Genomic DNA, 14602 nt, shown 5'->3' with positions numbered 1-14602 from the left:
GCGAGCGACCCCCGTGCCGCCGTACAGTTCCAAAAACCGGCGCCCCGAGGCGGTTTCGTCTCACTATTTTAACTTACCAGAGGCGAAAGCCGTCTCGGGGTCCGCTCACCTGTGATAACCGCGCTGCAGGCGGCGGCTTGGCACGTCCATTGACGACTAACATGTTAGTTGCTAGGGCAAAGCAGATTTGGAGCCCCAGCATGGCCGCACTCGACAAGATTCTGACCGTCGACGAAATGAAGACCAGGGCGCGCCGCAGCGTGCCCAAGATGTTCTTCGACTACGCCGATAGCGGCTCCTATACCGAGGGCACCTATCGCGACAATGAGAGCGACTTCAGCAAGATCAAGCTCAAGCAGAAGGTCGCGGTGAACCTTGAGGGGCGCAACCTCAAGACCAGCATGCTGGGCAAGCAGATCACCATGCCCATCGCCATCGCGCCGGCCGCGACCGGCGGCATGCAGATCGCCGATGGCGAGATCAAGGCGGCCAGGGCGGCCGAGAAATACGGCATTCCCTTCACGCTCTCGACCATGGCTGTCTGCTCCATCGAGGACATTGCCGAAAACACCAGCGCCCCGTTCTGGTTCCAGCTCTATGTCATGCGTGATCGTGGCTTCATCGAGCGGCTGATCGACCGGGCCAAGGCGGCCAAATGCTCGGCGCTGGTGCTGACCATGGATCTGCAGATCCTGGGGCAGCGGCACAAGGATATCCACAACGGGCTGTCCACGCCGCCCAAGTTCACCGCCAGTTCGCTGTTGCAGATGATGGCGCATCCGCTGTGGTGCGCCCGCATGCTGGGCACCAGGCGCCACACCTTCCGCAATATTGTCGGCCATGTCGGGGGCGACCACGATCTGGCCTCGCTGTCGCAATGGACGGCCAGCCAGTTCGATCCAACGCTGAACTGGGCCGACATCGCCTGGGTCAAAAAGCGCTTTGGCGGGCCGGTGATCGTCAAGGGCGTGCTTGACGCCGATGACGCGCAGGCGGCGATCGACAATGGCGCCGATGCCATCATCGTCTCCAACCATGGTGGCCGTCAGCTCGATGGCGCCCCCTCGACCATTCGCGTGCTGCCGGAAATCGTTGAGCGCGTCGGCCACAAGACCGAGGTCTATCTCGATAGCGGCATCCGCTCGGGCCAGGATGTGCTCAAGGCACTGGCCTTTGGCGCAAAGGGCACCTTCATCGGTCGCCCGATGCTCTATGGTCTGGGCGCAGGCGGCGAGGCGGGGGTGACACGGGTGCTCGACATCATGGCCAAGGAGCTCGACACCACCATGGCGCTGTGCGGCGAGCGCGACATTCTCAATGTCGGCCTGCACAATATCTATTCCAACGATATCCCGCCGCGCAATGCGCCGCTGGCGGGCTAGCTGCGATAGCGCGGCGCACTGACATCGCCGTCCGTGAGCTGCCCATAGACCGCCTGCGACACGGCCTGCATGCGCTCGGCCGGCAGGGTGCCGACCACGGTGCAGGTAATGCGGGCATTGGCCCAGTAGAACGCCTCGGCGCCGTCCAGGCTGGCCAATTGGGCGGCGGGCTGGCGGTCCGGCAATGCGGCGGTCACATAGATGGTGATGCGCGCGCCGGCGGCGTCCTCATACATCAGTTGCGCCGCGCGGCCCCCCAGCTGCGGCTCGCCCGGCAGCAGGCGACCACCCACAAGGGCAAAGCCCTGGGCGCTGAGATCGGGCAGGCCCAGCGTGGTGTCGAGACGGTTGGAGAGCCAGCTGGCCAGGTGGGCGCTGTCATCGCGGCCCACTTCCACGGCGTGGCGGTTCTCGGCGACGAACACGGTATGGGCATTGATCGCATCAGCGATCAGGATGGCGCTGGCGGCGGGTGCCTCAAACAGCGGACGGGCGAACCAGCCGCCGCCCACGCCAAGGCTGAGCAGCACCAGGGCCGCCACGGCCCAGCTCCAGGACCGGCCGCGACGCTGGCGCTGTGCGGCGGCAATGCGGCGGGCCCGCAGGCGCGCCGGCACCGGCTCGGCGGCTACAGGGTCAAACAGGGCATGCAGGGCGTCAGACTGGCGCCGCATCAGGGCCATCTCACTTGCCGCATCGGGATTGGCCGCCAGATGGGCCTCCACCGCGCCGACCCTGCCCGGGTCGAGCTGCCCGTCGGCATGGGCCATCAGATCGTCATGGGTGACGGCGCTCATTTGACCGTCCTCAGATGGGGTTCGGCAGTGGCGCCGGTGGCCAGGCGCAGCGCGCTGCGCGCCCGACCCAGTCGGCTCATCAGCGTGCCCAGCGGGATGGAAAGAATGGTGGCGGCCTCGGCATAGGGCAGGCCTTCAAGAGCGATCAGCAGCACGACTTCCTTCTGTTCAATGGGCAAGGCATCAATGGCGCGGGCCAGTTCGGCCAGCGCGATATGGCCCGGTTGGGGCGCCGGACTGGCGGGTTCGGCGACGCTGTCGAGGTTGACCGTCTCGCCACGCCGGCCAGCGGCACGCCGGCTGTTGCGATAGATATTGAGCAGGATGGTGAACAGCCAGGCGCGGACGGAACCGGTGGGCCGGAACAGCCCGCGCCTGGCAATGGCGCGTTCGAGGCAGTCCTGCACCAGATCGTCGGCCAGGTCGGCATTGCGCGTCAGCGCCCTTGCATAGCGCCGCAAGGCGGGCACGCAGGTTTCGACCTGATCGAGGAAATCGTTCACTGGACCGCCCGGCATTTACTCGACAGCAAGATGCCAGACCCCGCCGACGCCGTCACCGGTGATATCGCCGGGCTGCATGTCCTCCTGCCAGTAATAGAGCGGAGCGCCCTTATAGGCCCACATGCTGGTGCCATCGGTGCGGGCAACAACCGAGAAATCACCATCGGCTGCGGCGTCGGCTTCTGCCATCAGCGGTGGCCATTTGACGGCGCAGCTGTCGTAGCAATTGCTGGTGCCGGCGCTGTCATTGTCGAAGGTGTAGAGCGTCATGCCATTGGCGTCGGTCAGCACCATCTTGCCGGCGATCTCGGTGGATTTGACGGCGCCGCCAAGATAGTCGGCGGCAAGGACGGGTGCGGTGAGGCAGGCAAGGGCGACCATGCCGGCCAGTATCGAACGGGTGTGCATTCAAGTCCCTCCATGATGTGGGGCCGGGATTGGCCCTCGCTTGTATCAACACCCCCGCTGGCGATTTAGTCCGGCCCATACTGAAAATTTGTTGCTCGGTATTGTTCCACGGCAGCATTAGCGGCTGGACACGGCCGCAGGAGCTTGCTTTGTTATGGCCAACTGGTGGGTTCGGCCTGGGAGAGGGTCCAAGCAACACCGGCATCGCCCGCAAAATGGGGGCGGTCTAGGGAGAAAATGCATGAAAAGACGCGAATTTTTCAAGTCGGCATCGGTTGCCACAATCGGTGCTGCTGCTGCGACAACGCTTGCGACGCCGGCCATTGCGCAGGATGTCATCAATTGGCGCATGGTCACCACCTGGCCCAAGAACTTCCCGGGTCTGGGGGTTGGCGCGCAGAAGCTGGCTGATCGCATCACCGTGGCTTCGGGCGGTCGTCTGAATGTGCAGGTGTTTGCTGCCGGCGAAATGGTGCCTGGCCTGCAGGCGCTTGACGCGGTGATCGACGGTTCGGCTGAAATGAGCCACGGCGCCGCCTATTACTGGCAGAACAAGAGCCAGGGCCTGAACTTCTTTACCGGCGTGCCGTTCGGCATGACCAATCGCGAACTGACCTCCTGGGTCCACTATCTGGGCGGCCAGGAACAGTGGGACAAGATCTATGATCAGTTCGGTCTGAAGGGCTTTCTGTCGGGCGATACCGGCACCCAGGCAGGCGGCTGGTTCAGGAACGAACTGACCGGCGTTGCCGATGTGCAGGGCCTGCGCTTCCGGACCCCGGGTCTGGGTGGTCAGGTCTGGGCCAAGCTGGGCGCTTCGGTGACCAATCTGGCCGCTGGCGATATCTTCGCGGCGTTGCAGTCGGGCACTCTCGATGCCGCCGAATTCGTTGGTCCTTACAACGATCTGGCGCTGGGCTTCTATCAGGTCGCCAAGAACTACTACTTCCCGAGCTTTGTTGAGCCTGGTCTGGCCACCGAACTGGTGGTTTCCAAGTCCAAGCTGGCCGAGTTGCCGCCCGATCTGCAGGAACTGGTCGCGATCTGTGCCCAGGCATCATATGACGATGTCGCCTCCGACATGTACGCCAATGATCCACGCGCGCTGAACGCGCTGGTGAATGAGCACGGCGTACAGGTGCGTCGCTTCCCAGACGAGATTCTGGAAGCCGGCGCCAAGGCTTCCATGGAAGTGATTGCCGATCTCCGCGAAAGCGGCGACGTGCTCACCAAGGAAACGGCCGAGAGCTTCATCAGCGCCTTCAACCTGTTGCGGCAGCGGACCGAGGGAACCGATGCGCCGTTCCTGGTCGCCCGCGAAAAGTACATCAAGTACGACTGATCCGTTTCTTCGGACACAGAAAAGCCCGGGCTCGCGCCCGGGCTTTTTGCTGGCCTGAAATGCCTAGTGATAGATGGTGCCGGGCAGCCAGGTAACCAGTTGCGGGAAGGCGAACAGGATGATCAGCGCAATGATCTGCAGGATCACGAAGGGGATTACCCCGCGATAGATCATGGCAGTACTGACACCGGACGGCGCCACCCCCCGCAGGTAGAACAGGGCGAAGCCAAATGGCGGCGTCAGGAAGCTAGTCTGCAGGTTCACGCCGACCATGACACCGAGCCAGATCGGGTCGACACCCAGCGTCAACAGCACCGGCGCGGTGATCGGGATCACGATGAAGATGATCTCGAAGGTGTCCAGAATGAACCCGAGCAGGAACATGATGAACATCACGACGATGGTGGCGCCGATGGCGCCGCCCGGCATGTTGGACAGGAAGGCGTGTACCAGGTTGTCGCCACCCATCATGCGGAAGACGATGGAGAACACCGCCGCGCCGAACAGGATGATGAACACCATTGACGTGATCGTCGCCGTGGAAACGACCGCCTGGCGAAGAATCGAGAGCGTGAACTTGCGATTGGCAATGGCCAGCATCATCGCGCCAACCGAGCCGACCGAAGCCGCTTCCGTCGGGGTGGCGATGCCGCCCAGGATCGAGCCGAGCACGGCAATGATCAGCAATAGCGGTGGCACCAGTGCGACCATGACTTCGCGGAACAGATCCTTTTTCTCGTCCTGGGGCACGGGGGTAGCCGGCGCCGCTTTGGGATCGATGATGGCCTTGATGATAACCCAGGCCAGGTAGAGGCCGACCAGCAGAAAGCCGGGCAGCAAGGCGCCGGCAAACAGCGCCCCTACCGACACAGGCTCGGGCGCGAAATTGCCCTTTTCCATCTGAACCTGGGCGTTGATGCCCGAGAGCATATCACCCATGAAGATCAGCACGGTCGAGGGCGGGATGATCTGGCCCAGCGTGCCCGAGGCGCAGATGACGCCGGTGGCGAGCTTTGGGTCATAGCCGGCGCGCAGCATGGCCGGCAGCGAGATCAGACCCATGGTGACCACCGTGGCGCCGACCACGCCGGTCGAGGCAGCGAGCATGGCGCCCACGATGATGACGGAAATGCCCAGACCGCCGCGCAGATTGCCAAACAGCTTGCCCATGGTGAGCAGCAGGCGCTCGGCAATGCCCGAGCGTTCGAGCATCACCCCCATGAACACAAACAGGGGCACCGCCACCAGGGTTTCGCTGCTCATCAGCCCGATGTAACGACCGATCAGTGAACCGTAATTGGAGGGATCATAGACCCCCATCAACCAGCCTATGACGCCGAAAATCAGTGCGGTACCGGCCAGGGAAAAGGCGACCGGGAAGCCAATCAGCAGGACGCCGATGACGCCAATGAACATCAGGCAGGCGAGAATTTCGCCGATCAGGATCTGGCTCACAGGCTGGACTCCGCTTCATCGTCACGCGCATAGCGCAAGTGCTCAGGCAATAGTGCCTGCTGTCCGGCCAGCACCAGGATGGCGCGCAGGGCCATGGCCAATCCTTGCAGGCCGATCAGCACGGCAAATACGATGATGAAGCTCTTGAGAATGAACAGGCCGGGCATGCCGCCGATATTGCTGGAAGCTTCATAATAGCTCCAGGAGCGCGCGACGGCGGGCCAGCCATAGGCAATGACGACGAACATGAAGGGGAACAGGAAAGCCACGACGCCAAACAGATCGGCCATGGCCTTGCGGCGCAGCGAAGCTGGGCGATAGAAAATATCGACGCGAACATGGTCGTCGCGCAGCAGGGCAAACCCGGCAACGCCGGTGAACATGGCGCCGCTGAGCCAAACATAGAGGTCCTGCATCCACAAGGTACTTGTGGCAAAGGCGTAGCGTTGTACGACGACGGTGAAGCAGACCAGCACACAGGCCAGTGCCAACCAGGACAGGGTTTCCCCCACCGCTCGGTTGATGGCGCTGATGGCTCTGACGATCCAGGCAAGTGATTGCAACAACTGGTCCTCCCTAGTCTCCACGACTCCCCGCGGGTTTTTGTCCCATTCTGGGCTCGAACGCAATGGATTGCGCAGCATCCGCTCGCCACGCCGACAGCATCGGGGGCCCTCAATGGGAAATTCAGCTTGTGGCTGGTGACATGGCTGGCAAGAATGCTATGTCGCTGCGGTCCGCGTCATGGCGGCGGCAGGGGGCCTATATGTTTGTCGTTGGTGGTGAAAGTCTGATCGATCTAAAGGCCGAAGTGGCGCTGCCGAGCGGCGAGTTGATCGGGCGTGATGGTGAGAACCAGATCGTCATGACAGCCCATCCGGGCGGTACTTCGTACAACTGCGCCATCGCGCTGGCCAAGCTGGGAATCGACACCGGCTTCATGTGTCCAATCTCCCGTGACGCCTTTGGCGACTACCTGCTGGGCCCGCTGTATGAAGCTGGCGTCACGCCGTTGCTGGCCGAACGGGTGCAAGAATATACTACCTTGGCAGTTGTCAATTTCGATGCCAACCACAATGCCCGCTATGGTTTCTATCGACAAGCCGACGGGGCCATTGAGGCAAACTCGGCGATTGCGGCTCTGCCCGACGCTATCGAACTCTATCAGATTGGCGGGTTCTGTCCCATCGAGCCGGACGAGGCTGCCATCTGGCTCGACATCGTCAAGGCGGCGATGGCGCGGGGGGCGACAATCTCGATTGACCCCAATGTGCGACCCAGCGTCGTCGGCGACTTCGCGGGCTACAAAGCCCGCCTGGCGACTTTCCTCGATCTGGCCCATCTCATCAAGGTTTCCGACGAGGACCTGCGAGAGCTCGATAGCACCAGGTCGATCGAACAGCATGCGGCCGATCTGCTGGACCGTCCCAATTGCGAACTGGTTGTGATCACGTTGGGTGAGCAGGGCTCACGCGCTTTCACTGCCGCAGGAAAGGCGCGGGCGAACATTTATGCGCCGCCGGTGTTCGGCGACACAGTGGGCGCCGGCGACAGCCTGATGGCGGGCATTCTGTCCTGGCTGCATGAACGCGATCTGCTCAAGCCCCGTCCCCTCAAAGCACTGGATGACACGGCACTGGCCGAAATGCTGCGCTTTGGCGCCGTGGTGGCTGGCATCAATTGCGGTCGCAAGGGTTGCAAGCCGCCGACCCGGGCAGAAGTCGATGCGGTGTTGAACGCCTCTTAGCTGCCGGCTGGCTCGCAAGCACTTGATTGCGCAGTGATTGCCTCGGCGGACCGGCTCTGCTTGTATTGCCGCGTCGGTTAAGGGGATGAACGATGCGGCGTTGGCTTTGGATGGTGGCGGCGCTGGCTGTCATTGGCGGTGGCGTGGCGGTCTATCTGCTCAAGCCGGTCACCGGACCCGGGCGTGATCTGACGCTGGTCGGCGACGTTACGCGCGGCAATTATCTGATCCGGCTGGGAGGCTGCGTTGCCTGCCATACCGACACCGAGGCCGGGCGGGCGTTTCTCTCGGGTGGTGCGGGTCTGGTGACCCAGTTCGGCACCTTTGTGCCGCCCAACATCACCTCCGACAAGGCCGCCGGCATTGGTGGCTGGTCCCTTGCCCAGTTCAACGATGCGATGAGCAATGGCATGGGGCCTCAGGGCCATCTCTATCCCGTGTTTCCCTATGAGCATTATACGCTGATGAGTGATCAGGAGATCGCCGATCTCTATGCGGCGCTGATGGCCACCGAACCGGTGAGCGATGCCGCGCCAGCCAGCGATATCGGCTTTCCCTTCAACATCCGGCTGGCCATGGCGGGATGGAAAAACCTGTTCTTTGCGCCAGCACGTTTCGAGCCGGAGGCCGGCAAGTCTGACACCTATAATCGTGGCAGATATCTTGCCTATGGCCCGGCCCATTGTGTCGCCTGTCACACCCCGCGCAATGCGCTGGGGGTGCTGGACTGGAATCAGGCGCTGACCGGCTCGCCGGGCGGCGTTGGCGGCAAGGCACCGTCACTAACCCGTGCGGCGCTACTCGCGGAGGGCTATGACGTCGAGACGCTGGCGCAGACACTGGCCGATGGTTTCACGCCCGGCTTTGATGTGCTGGGCGCGGCGATGGGCGAGGTGATTGCCGAGGGCACGTCGCAATGGACTCCCCAGGATCGACAGGCAATCGCGGAATATCTGCTGGCTGAGTAATCAGGCCTCGGCGCGGATCGCCAGTGCCTCTTGCAGGTTCATGCTGGTGTGGTGCTCCCAACCCAGCTCGGCCTTGGGGAAATCGATGCGGTAGTGCCCGCCCCGGCTTTCGGTGCGCTTGAGGGCGGCGGCCGCCACCAGCGTGGCCGAAGTGGTCATATTGAGGAATGCGCTGGTGACATGTTCCGCCGTGGTCTCGAGCCGGGCGATCTGACGCAGTGCCTGCTTGAGCCCGTTGGCGTCACGCTCGACACCGACCAGATCGGTCATTGCCCGGCGTAATTGCTGCACGGCGGGCAGGTCGCGCAGAACGGCCTCGGCCTTGGCGCCTTCGACTTCGTCCCATTCAATCCCCTTGAACGGGGCAAGAGTGCGTACGGATTCGAGGCCGCCAATGTCATCGGCGATGCGCGCGCCATAGACGGTGGCTTCCAGGAGGGAATTGGAGGCCAGTCTGTTGGCGCCATGCAGTCCGGTGCAACTGGCCTCGCCACAGACCCAGAGCCCGGGCAGCGATGAGCGCCCGCGCTCATCGACCTCGACGCCGCCCATATGGAAATGCGCTGCAGGGGTGACCGGGATCAAGCCGCCGACCGGGTCGATGCCGGCGTCGAGACAGTATTGGGACACTGTGGGGAAACGGGTGAGGATATCAGCGCCGAGTACCTGTCGGGTGTCGAGGAAAACCTTGCGGCCCGCCTGGATCTGCCGGAAATTGGCGCGGGCGACAATGTCGCGGGGCGCCAGCTCGGCATCGGGATGAATGGCGGGCATGAAGCGCTCGCCCAGATCATTGACCAGAATGGCGCCCTCGCCGCGCAGGGCCTCGGTGGCCAATGGGGCGGGGTCGGCGCCGGTGGCAATGGCGGTGGGGTGGAACTGGACGAATTCGGCGTCGGCGATCTGTGCGCCGGCTCGGGCGGCCATGCCCATGGCGTGGCCGCGCACGCCGGGCGGGTTGGTGGTGACAGCATAGAGGCCGCCCAGCCCGCCGGCGGCCAGCACGGTGGCGCGCGCGCGAATGAAGATGGGTTCAGAATAGCGGTCACCCAGCCTGCGGCAGAACACCCCGACAATACGGCCATTGTCCCGGGCGAGGCTGAGTGCGGTAATGCCCTCGACCACACGAATGGACGGGGTGCGGCGAACCTGGGCGATGATGGCCTGCATGATCGCCCAGCCCGCCCGGTCACCTTCAACCTTGACGATGCGGTTGGCCGAGTGGGCGGCTTCCTTGCCCAGCGCATAATTGCCGAAATCGTCGCGATCAAACGGCGTACCCCAGCGCGCCAGATCCGCAATGCGGGCGGCGGCTTCAGCGGTGACGCTTTCGGCGGTGCCGTGATCGACAATGCCGGCGCCAGCCATTTCGGTATCGAGGGCATGGGCGTGCGAACTGTCGCCCTGGCCGACCGCAGCGGCCACGCCGCCCTGGGCCCAGGCCGAACTGGCCCCCGTGCCCAGCGGCTTGGGAGACAATACCGTCACCGGTCGCGGCGCCAGCTTGAGTGCGGTGAACAATCCGGCCAGGCCTGCACCCACGATCAGGGCGCCGTCGGCATTGAGGGTATTGTCAATGATGGTCATGGCGGTTCCAGATGGTTCTCAAACTACGCAATTGCCCGTAAGGTGTTTGCCATAGCAAGACCGGAGCTGTGGCGATGGCTGGTTCGACTGACGACAACGGCTTGGGCGAAGAGCGCCAGACCGGCTTTGCAGCGGCGGCGCCGCTCGAAGCCTATGAAGCGATCTATCGATTGGTGCTCAGCGCCTATAGCTATCGCTGTGCGCTGACTGGTGAACAATTTCTGCCCGATATTGGTCTGCTGCACCCCCATCTCACAGTCGAGGCGATCAGGCCGCGCGACGTCGGCGGGCCGCTGCAGATCAACAATTATATCGCGCTTGAAGAGCATGCGGCTCGGGCCTTTCGACGGGGGCAGATTCTGATCGAGGATGACTACCGGATCGTCGTACCCAATCCGGATGCGCTGGATTACGCCGTGCTGGTGCGGCTCAATGCCAGTGGGCGTCTACTGGTGCCGGCCGAGGGGTTGTTCCAACCCAGCGCGGCTCATCTGGCCTTCCGTCGGCTGAGCGTGCTGGGGTCCTAGTCGCCCTTGCGGCTCATCTCGATCATCCGTTCGACGGCCTGGCGCGCGGCGGGGATGATCTCTTCGGGCACGGTGACCTCCTCGGTCATGGTGTGCAGCGACCACAGCACGTTCTCAAGATTGATGCGCTTCATATGCGGGCAGATATTGCAGCCCCGCAGGAAGTCGACGCCGGTGGTTTCGCTGGCGACATTGTCGGACATCGAGCACTCGGTGACCATCACGACGCGGGCCGGGCGGGTGGTCTTGACCCAGTCAATCATGGCGGCGGTCGAGCCGGCAAAGTCTACCGCGTCGATCACCTCGGGCGGGCATTCGGGGTGAGCGATGATCTTGGCGGTGGGATAGGCGTGGCGCAGTTCGGAAATGTCTTCGGCGGTGAAGGTTTCGTGCACTTCGCAGGCGCCGGCCCAGGTGATGATCTTCTTTGAGGTTTTCTTGGCGGTGTTCTTGGCCAGATACTGGTCGGGGATCATGATGACGGTATCGCCATCGACGCGGTTGACGATGTCGAGCGCATTCGAGGAGGTGCAGCAGACATCGGTGACCGCTTTGACTGCTGCGGAGGTGTTGACATAGGTCACTACCGGCACGCCAGGATACATTTCCCGCATGGCGAGGACGTCGTCGACAGTAATCGAATCGGCCAGCGAGCAGCCGGCGCGGCTATCGGGAATGAGTACGGTCTTGTCAGGGTTGAGCAGCTTTGAGGTTTCAGCCATGAAGTGCACCCCGCATTGCACGATTACCTGCTGGCGAACCTTGGTGGCCTCGATGGCCAGTTGCAGGCTGTCGCCGACAATGTCGGCAACGCCGTGATAGATCTGCGGGGTCTGGTAATTATGGGCGAGGATGATCGCATCCTTCTCCGCCTTGAGCCGGTTGATCTGGAAAATCAGCGGCGCATAGAAGGCCCATTCGATCTCGGGGATTTTTTCGCGTACCCGCTCAAACACCCTGGCCGTCGCGCGTTCAACGGCCTTGGAGTATTTGAGGTCGAAATGATCGGCAAGAATGACGCGGGCCTCAGCGAGTGGGGTAATCGCGTTGATTGTCTGCACCATGGATGTCCTCCCGAGGCCGTGGCGGAACCTAGGGATTATTCGCGCGCTTTTCAATCAACAGGGTTGCAGGAAATTTGCCAAGCTCCTAACCCTTGGCCATCCCATCGCTGAGAGGCCCCAATGCCGCAAGATACTGCCGCCCTTCGCTCCATCCTGTCGCTGGCGCCCGTGGTGCCGGTCATCATTCTCGATGATGTCAGTCAGGCGCGGCCATTGGCTGAAGCGCTGGTGGCTGGCGGCCTGCCGATTCTGGAGGTGACACTGCGCACACCCAATGCGCTCAAGGTCATGGAAGAAATGGCCAAGGTCACCGGCGCGATTGTCGGGTCGGGCACAGTGCGTAACGCGCTGCATATGCGGCAGTCGGTCGATGCCGGTTGCCGGTTCATGGTCTCTCCGGGCATTTCACCACGCATTCTGGATGCGGCCGACGATATCGGCATTCCGCTGCTGCCCGGCATTGCCACCCCCAGTGAGGCAATGACCGCCTCAGAACGCGGCTATGGGTTCCTCAAGTTCTTTCCGGCCGAAGCCAATGGCGGCGCACCGGTGCTCAAGGCACTGGCCTCGCCGCTGGCCGACATCACATTCTGCCCGACCGGTGGCATCGATGCGGCCAAGGCGAAGGTCTATCTGGGCCTGTCCAATGTCATCTGCGTGGGCGGCTCATGGATCATGCCGGCCGATGCGCTGGCGACCAATGATTGGGCCCGTATTGAAACGCTGGCCCGCGAAGCCAGCCAGTTGCGGGGCTGACCGGATGTGACCATGATCCCCGATGACGGCCTCACCCATCTCAGGATCACCCTGAGCGAGACGGCCTATATCGGTCCGGGTCGTGCCGACCTGCTCGAACTTATCGCCAGCACCGGCTCGATTTCGGCGGCCGGCAAAGCCATGGGCATGAGCTACAAGCGCGCCTGGAGCCTGGTGCAGGCGCTCAATGGCGGGTTCGGGGTGGCTCTGGTGGACTCCAGTCGTGGTGGTGCCCATCAGGGTGGTGCCCAATTGACCGAGGCTGGCCAAATGGTGCTTGAACGCTATCGCGCCATGCAGGCCAACACGCGGCAGGCCATCGCCGGCGATGTCGCCGCACTACGGCAGAAATTCGATATGGTCCTACAGAAATAACGCTTGCCCCTCCGGACGGGCTTTGCCACAACCGATATGGATGCCAAGCCATATCGGAGCGTTCGATGACCCGCGCCCTTTTGACCACGCTACTGGCGGGCCTGTTGCTCACCAGTGCCGTGCATGCCGAAACCGTCAATGTCGCCGTCGCTGCCAATTTCACCAGGGTCGCCGAAGAACTGGCACCGCTCTTTGTGGCGGCGAGCGGGCATGATGTCAGCTACAGCTTTGGCGCCACCGGCCAGCTCTATAATCAGATCAGCCAGGGGGCGCCGTTCGAGCTGTTCCTTGCCGCCGACGACGAGCGTCCGAGCAAGGCGGTGGAAGAAGGCCTTGGCGTCGATGGCGCGGTCTTTACCTATGCGATCGGCGCATTGGCGCTGTACAGCACCACGCTCGACCTCGCCGATGGCAAAGCCGTGCTGGAAGCGGGGGGCTTCGACAAGCTCGCCATTGCCGATGCTGCCGCTGCGCCCTATGGCCGGGCTGCCGCCGAGGTCATTGCGGCGCTCGGGCTCACCGATGCCATCACGCCCAAGCTGGTGACGGGCGAGAATATCAGCCAGACGCTGCAGTTCATCGAAAGTGGCAATGCCGAGCTGGGCTTTGTCGCGGCCAGCCAGGTGGTCGGCAAGTCGAGCGTCTGGATCGTGCCGGCGGCGTTGTTCGAACCTATCCGGCAGAATGCCGTACTGCTCAAGACCGGCCAAGCCAATCCGGCGGCGACCGCCTATATCGACTTCCTCAGGAGCGATGCTGCTGTTGCGGTCATTGAGGCGGCAGGCTACGTCGTCGAATAGTGGTTTGTCTCTGGCTGCCGCCTCGGCGGACGCGCTCCCCCATTGTGGTGGCGGTGCCGTCCGGCGGAAGCGGCGCCGCGGGGCCAAACCAATAGCAGCGTGCAAGGAGCTATCGTGAGCTTTGCCGATCTTTGGACACCGGTCCGCCTGACGCTGATGCTGGCCGCCATCAATACCATCGTCCTGCTGCTGGCCGGCACTCCGATCGCCTGGTGGCTGGCGCGTAGCAAAAGCCGCTATCGCGAACTGGTCGGGGCGGTGGTGGCCATGCCGCTGGTGTTGCCGCCCACCGTGCTTGGCTTCTATCTGCTGATCGCGCTCGGCCCCAACGGGCCCGGTGGCTGGCTAGCCGGGTTTTGGGGTGGGCGCACGCTGGCCTTTTCGTTCACCGGCCTGCTGATAGGGTCGTTTTTCTATTCACTGCCGTTCATGGTGCAACCCTTGCGGAACGGCTTCGCCGCCATCGGCAATGATCCGCTCGAAGTGGCGTCGAGCCTTGGCGCCAGCAACTGGCAGCGCTTCTGGCGCGTGGCGCTGCCGCTGGCCCGGCCGGGCTACATCACAGGTGGGGTGATGACCTTCGCCCATACCGTGGGCGAATTCGGCGTTGTGCTGATGATTGGCGGCAACATCCCCGGCGAGACCAAGGTCATCGCTATCGCGCTCTATGACTATGTCGAGCGTCTACAATGGGGTGAGGCGCACCTCATCGCTGCCGGCATGGTGGTCTTCGCCTTCGTGGTGATCGCGGTGACGTTGACCATTGACCGCCGCATCAACGTGCCCATGCCTTAGGCATCCGTCGTACCAATGGCCTTGAGCATCGCCTTGGTGATGGGTAATCCCCCCGTTTTTAACGGGGTTCTGCGGTAGAATTCACGCAGCCATTTT

The 14602-nt window shown here is 63.0% G+C and carries 16 protein-coding genes; 9 read left to right on the top strand and 7 right to left on the bottom strand.

The window, feature by feature from the left end; translation table 11 throughout:
* Window positions 1-200: 200 nt before the first annotated feature.
* Entirely contained in the window at window positions 201-1382 is a 1182-nt protein-coding gene (locus ABFY71_RS18330; RefSeq protein WP_347947327.1) for an alpha-hydroxy acid oxidase, read from the top strand.
* On the opposite strand, the gene ABFY71_RS18325 is transcribed toward ABFY71_RS18330, so the two are convergent.
* Genes ABFY71_RS18325 through ABFY71_RS18315 form a run of 3 tightly spaced genes read right to left on the bottom strand, consistent with a single transcriptional unit; the run spans window position 1379 to window position 3090 of the window.
* The gene (locus tag ABFY71_RS18325) at window positions 1379-2179 is read right to left on the bottom strand and encodes an anti-sigma factor family protein (RefSeq protein ID WP_347947326.1); all 801 of its coding nucleotides are present in this window, start codon (window positions 2177-2179) and stop codon (window positions 1379-1381) included. The genes ABFY71_RS18330 and ABFY71_RS18325 overlap by 4 nt on opposite strands.
* Window positions 2176-2682 (bottom strand): sigma-70 family RNA polymerase sigma factor, encoded by a 507-nt coding sequence (locus ABFY71_RS18320; protein WP_347947325.1) that lies wholly within the window; start codon window positions 2680-2682, stop codon window positions 2176-2178. Before ABFY71_RS18320 ends, ABFY71_RS18325 begins: the two co-directional genes overlap by 4 nt.
* Before the next feature lie 15 nt (window positions 2683-2697).
* Entirely contained in the window at window positions 2698-3090 is a 393-nt protein-coding gene (locus tag ABFY71_RS18315; RefSeq protein ID WP_347947324.1) for a COG4315 family predicted lipoprotein, read from the bottom strand.
* 241 nt (window positions 3091-3331) lie between these two features.
* Here ABFY71_RS18315 and ABFY71_RS18310 point away from each other — a divergent pair, with 241 nt between their 5' ends.
* On the top strand, window positions 3332-4432 hold the full coding sequence (locus ABFY71_RS18310) for a TRAP transporter substrate-binding protein (protein WP_347947323.1): 1101 nt from the start codon (window positions 3332-3334) through the stop codon (window positions 4430-4432).
* Between the two features lie 63 nt (window positions 4433-4495).
* Here the strand turns inward: ABFY71_RS18310 and ABFY71_RS18305 are convergent, their stop codons facing one another.
* Both ABFY71_RS18305 and ABFY71_RS18300 read right to left on the bottom strand, forming a co-directional pair.
* Window positions 4496-5887 (bottom strand): TRAP transporter large permease, encoded by a 1392-nt coding sequence (locus ABFY71_RS18305; protein ID WP_347947322.1) that lies wholly within the window; start codon window positions 5885-5887, stop codon window positions 4496-4498.
* The gene (locus ABFY71_RS18300) at window positions 5884-6453 is read right to left on the bottom strand and encodes a TRAP transporter small permease subunit (protein WP_347947321.1); all 570 of its coding nucleotides are present in this window, start codon (window positions 6451-6453) and stop codon (window positions 5884-5886) included. The genes ABFY71_RS18305 and ABFY71_RS18300 overlap by 4 nt, the downstream gene beginning before the upstream one ends.
* A gap of 200 nt (window positions 6454-6653) precedes the next feature.
* Here ABFY71_RS18300 and ABFY71_RS18295 point away from each other — a divergent pair, with 200 nt between their 5' ends.
* Both ABFY71_RS18295 and ABFY71_RS18290 read left to right on the top strand, forming a co-directional pair.
* Window positions 6654-7634 carry a PfkB family carbohydrate kinase gene (locus tag ABFY71_RS18295; RefSeq protein WP_347947320.1) on the top strand — a complete coding sequence of 327 codons (981 nt, stop codon included), beginning with the start codon at window positions 6654-6656 and terminating at the stop codon, window positions 7632-7634.
* Between the two features lie 92 nt (window positions 7635-7726).
* Window positions 7727-8602, top strand: a complete 876-nt coding sequence (locus tag ABFY71_RS18290; protein ID WP_347947319.1) for a c-type cytochrome — start codon at window positions 7727-7729, stop codon at window positions 8600-8602.
* Here the strand turns inward: ABFY71_RS18290 and ABFY71_RS18285 are convergent, their stop codons facing one another.
* Window positions 8603-10189, bottom strand: coding sequence for an L-aspartate oxidase (locus ABFY71_RS18285; protein WP_347947318.1), 1587 nt, complete (start codon window positions 10187-10189; stop codon window positions 8603-8605).
* A gap of 74 nt (window positions 10190-10263) precedes the next feature.
* Between ABFY71_RS18285 and ABFY71_RS18280 the strand changes: the two genes are divergently transcribed.
* Window positions 10264-10716 carry a hypothetical protein gene (locus ABFY71_RS18280; protein ID WP_305580059.1) on the top strand — a complete coding sequence of 151 codons (453 nt, stop codon included), beginning with the start codon at window positions 10264-10266 and terminating at the stop codon, window positions 10714-10716.
* On the opposite strand, the gene nadA is transcribed toward ABFY71_RS18280, so the two are convergent.
* Window positions 10713-11780, bottom strand: coding sequence for a quinolinate synthase NadA (gene nadA, locus ABFY71_RS18275; RefSeq protein ID WP_347947317.1), 1068 nt, complete (start codon window positions 11778-11780; stop codon window positions 10713-10715). The genes ABFY71_RS18280 and nadA overlap by 4 nt on opposite strands.
* Before the next feature lie 120 nt (window positions 11781-11900).
* Between nadA and eda the strand changes: the two genes are divergently transcribed.
* The 4 genes from eda to modB all read left to right on the top strand — a co-directional run bounded on the left by eda (window position 11901) and on the right by modB (window position 14506).
* Window positions 11901-12536 (top strand): bifunctional 4-hydroxy-2-oxoglutarate aldolase/2-dehydro-3-deoxy-phosphogluconate aldolase, encoded by a 636-nt coding sequence (eda, locus tag ABFY71_RS18270; RefSeq protein ID WP_305580055.1) that lies wholly within the window; start codon window positions 11901-11903, stop codon window positions 12534-12536.
* Window positions 12537-12548: 12 nt separating this feature from the next.
* A complete protein-coding gene (locus ABFY71_RS18265) occupies window positions 12549-12911 on the top strand; it encodes a winged helix-turn-helix domain-containing protein (RefSeq protein ID WP_347947316.1) in 363 nt (120 codons plus the stop codon).
* Window positions 12912-12976: 65 nt separating this feature from the next.
* Window positions 12977-13711 (top strand): molybdate ABC transporter substrate-binding protein, encoded by a 735-nt coding sequence (gene modA, locus ABFY71_RS18260; RefSeq protein ID WP_347947315.1) that lies wholly within the window; start codon window positions 12977-12979, stop codon window positions 13709-13711.
* A 156-nt stretch (window positions 13712-13867) separates the two neighbouring features.
* Complete coding sequence (gene modB, locus ABFY71_RS18255; RefSeq protein WP_305580093.1) at window positions 13868-14506, top strand: molybdate ABC transporter permease subunit; 639 nt, start codon at window positions 13868-13870, stop codon at window positions 14504-14506.
* The last annotated feature ends 96 nt before the right edge of the window (window positions 14507-14602 follow it).

This window comes from Devosia alba (assembly GCF_039938915.1).
GTDB lineage: Bacteria > Pseudomonadota > Alphaproteobacteria > Rhizobiales > Devosiaceae > Devosia > Devosia alba.
Note: the sequence above shows the minus strand (reverse complement) of the source record. Positions and strands in the feature narration are given on the sequence as shown.

Excerpts from the sequence above, each read along its gene's own strand:
- ABFY71_RS18330 (WP_347947327.1), top strand. The coding sequence starts at position 201 with ATGGCCGCACTCGACAAGATTCTGACCGTCGACGAAATGAAGACCAGG.
- ABFY71_RS18325 (WP_347947326.1), bottom strand. The coding sequence starts at position 2,179 with ATGAGCGCCGTCACCCATGACGATCTGATGGCCCATGCCGACGGGCAG.
- ABFY71_RS18315 (WP_347947324.1), bottom strand. The coding sequence starts at position 3,090 with ATGCACACCCGTTCGATACTGGCCGGCATGGTCGCCCTTGCCTGCCTC.
- ABFY71_RS18310 (WP_347947323.1), top strand. The coding sequence starts at position 3,332 with ATGAAAAGACGCGAATTTTTCAAGTCGGCATCGGTTGCCACAATCGGT.
- ABFY71_RS18295 (WP_347947320.1), top strand. The coding sequence starts at position 6,654 with ATGTTTGTCGTTGGTGGTGAAAGTCTGATCGATCTAAAGGCCGAAGTG.
- ABFY71_RS18290 (WP_347947319.1), top strand. The coding sequence starts at position 7,727 with ATGCGGCGTTGGCTTTGGATGGTGGCGGCGCTGGCTGTCATTGGCGGT.
- ABFY71_RS18285 (WP_347947318.1), bottom strand. The coding sequence starts at position 10,189 with ATGACCATCATTGACAATACCCTCAATGCCGACGGCGCCCTGATCGTG.
- ABFY71_RS18280 (WP_305580059.1), top strand. The coding sequence starts at position 10,264 with ATGGCTGGTTCGACTGACGACAACGGCTTGGGCGAAGAGCGCCAGACC.
- nadA (WP_347947317.1), bottom strand. The coding sequence starts at position 11,780 with ATGGTGCAGACAATCAACGCGATTACCCCACTCGCTGAGGCCCGCGTC.
- eda (WP_305580055.1), top strand. The coding sequence starts at position 11,901 with ATGCCGCAAGATACTGCCGCCCTTCGCTCCATCCTGTCGCTGGCGCCC.
- ABFY71_RS18265 (WP_347947316.1), top strand. The coding sequence starts at position 12,549 with ATGATCCCCGATGACGGCCTCACCCATCTCAGGATCACCCTGAGCGAG.
- modA (WP_347947315.1), top strand. The coding sequence starts at position 12,977 with ATGACCCGCGCCCTTTTGACCACGCTACTGGCGGGCCTGTTGCTCACC.
- modB (WP_305580093.1), top strand. The coding sequence starts at position 13,868 with ATGCTGGCCGCCATCAATACCATCGTCCTGCTGCTGGCCGGCACTCCG.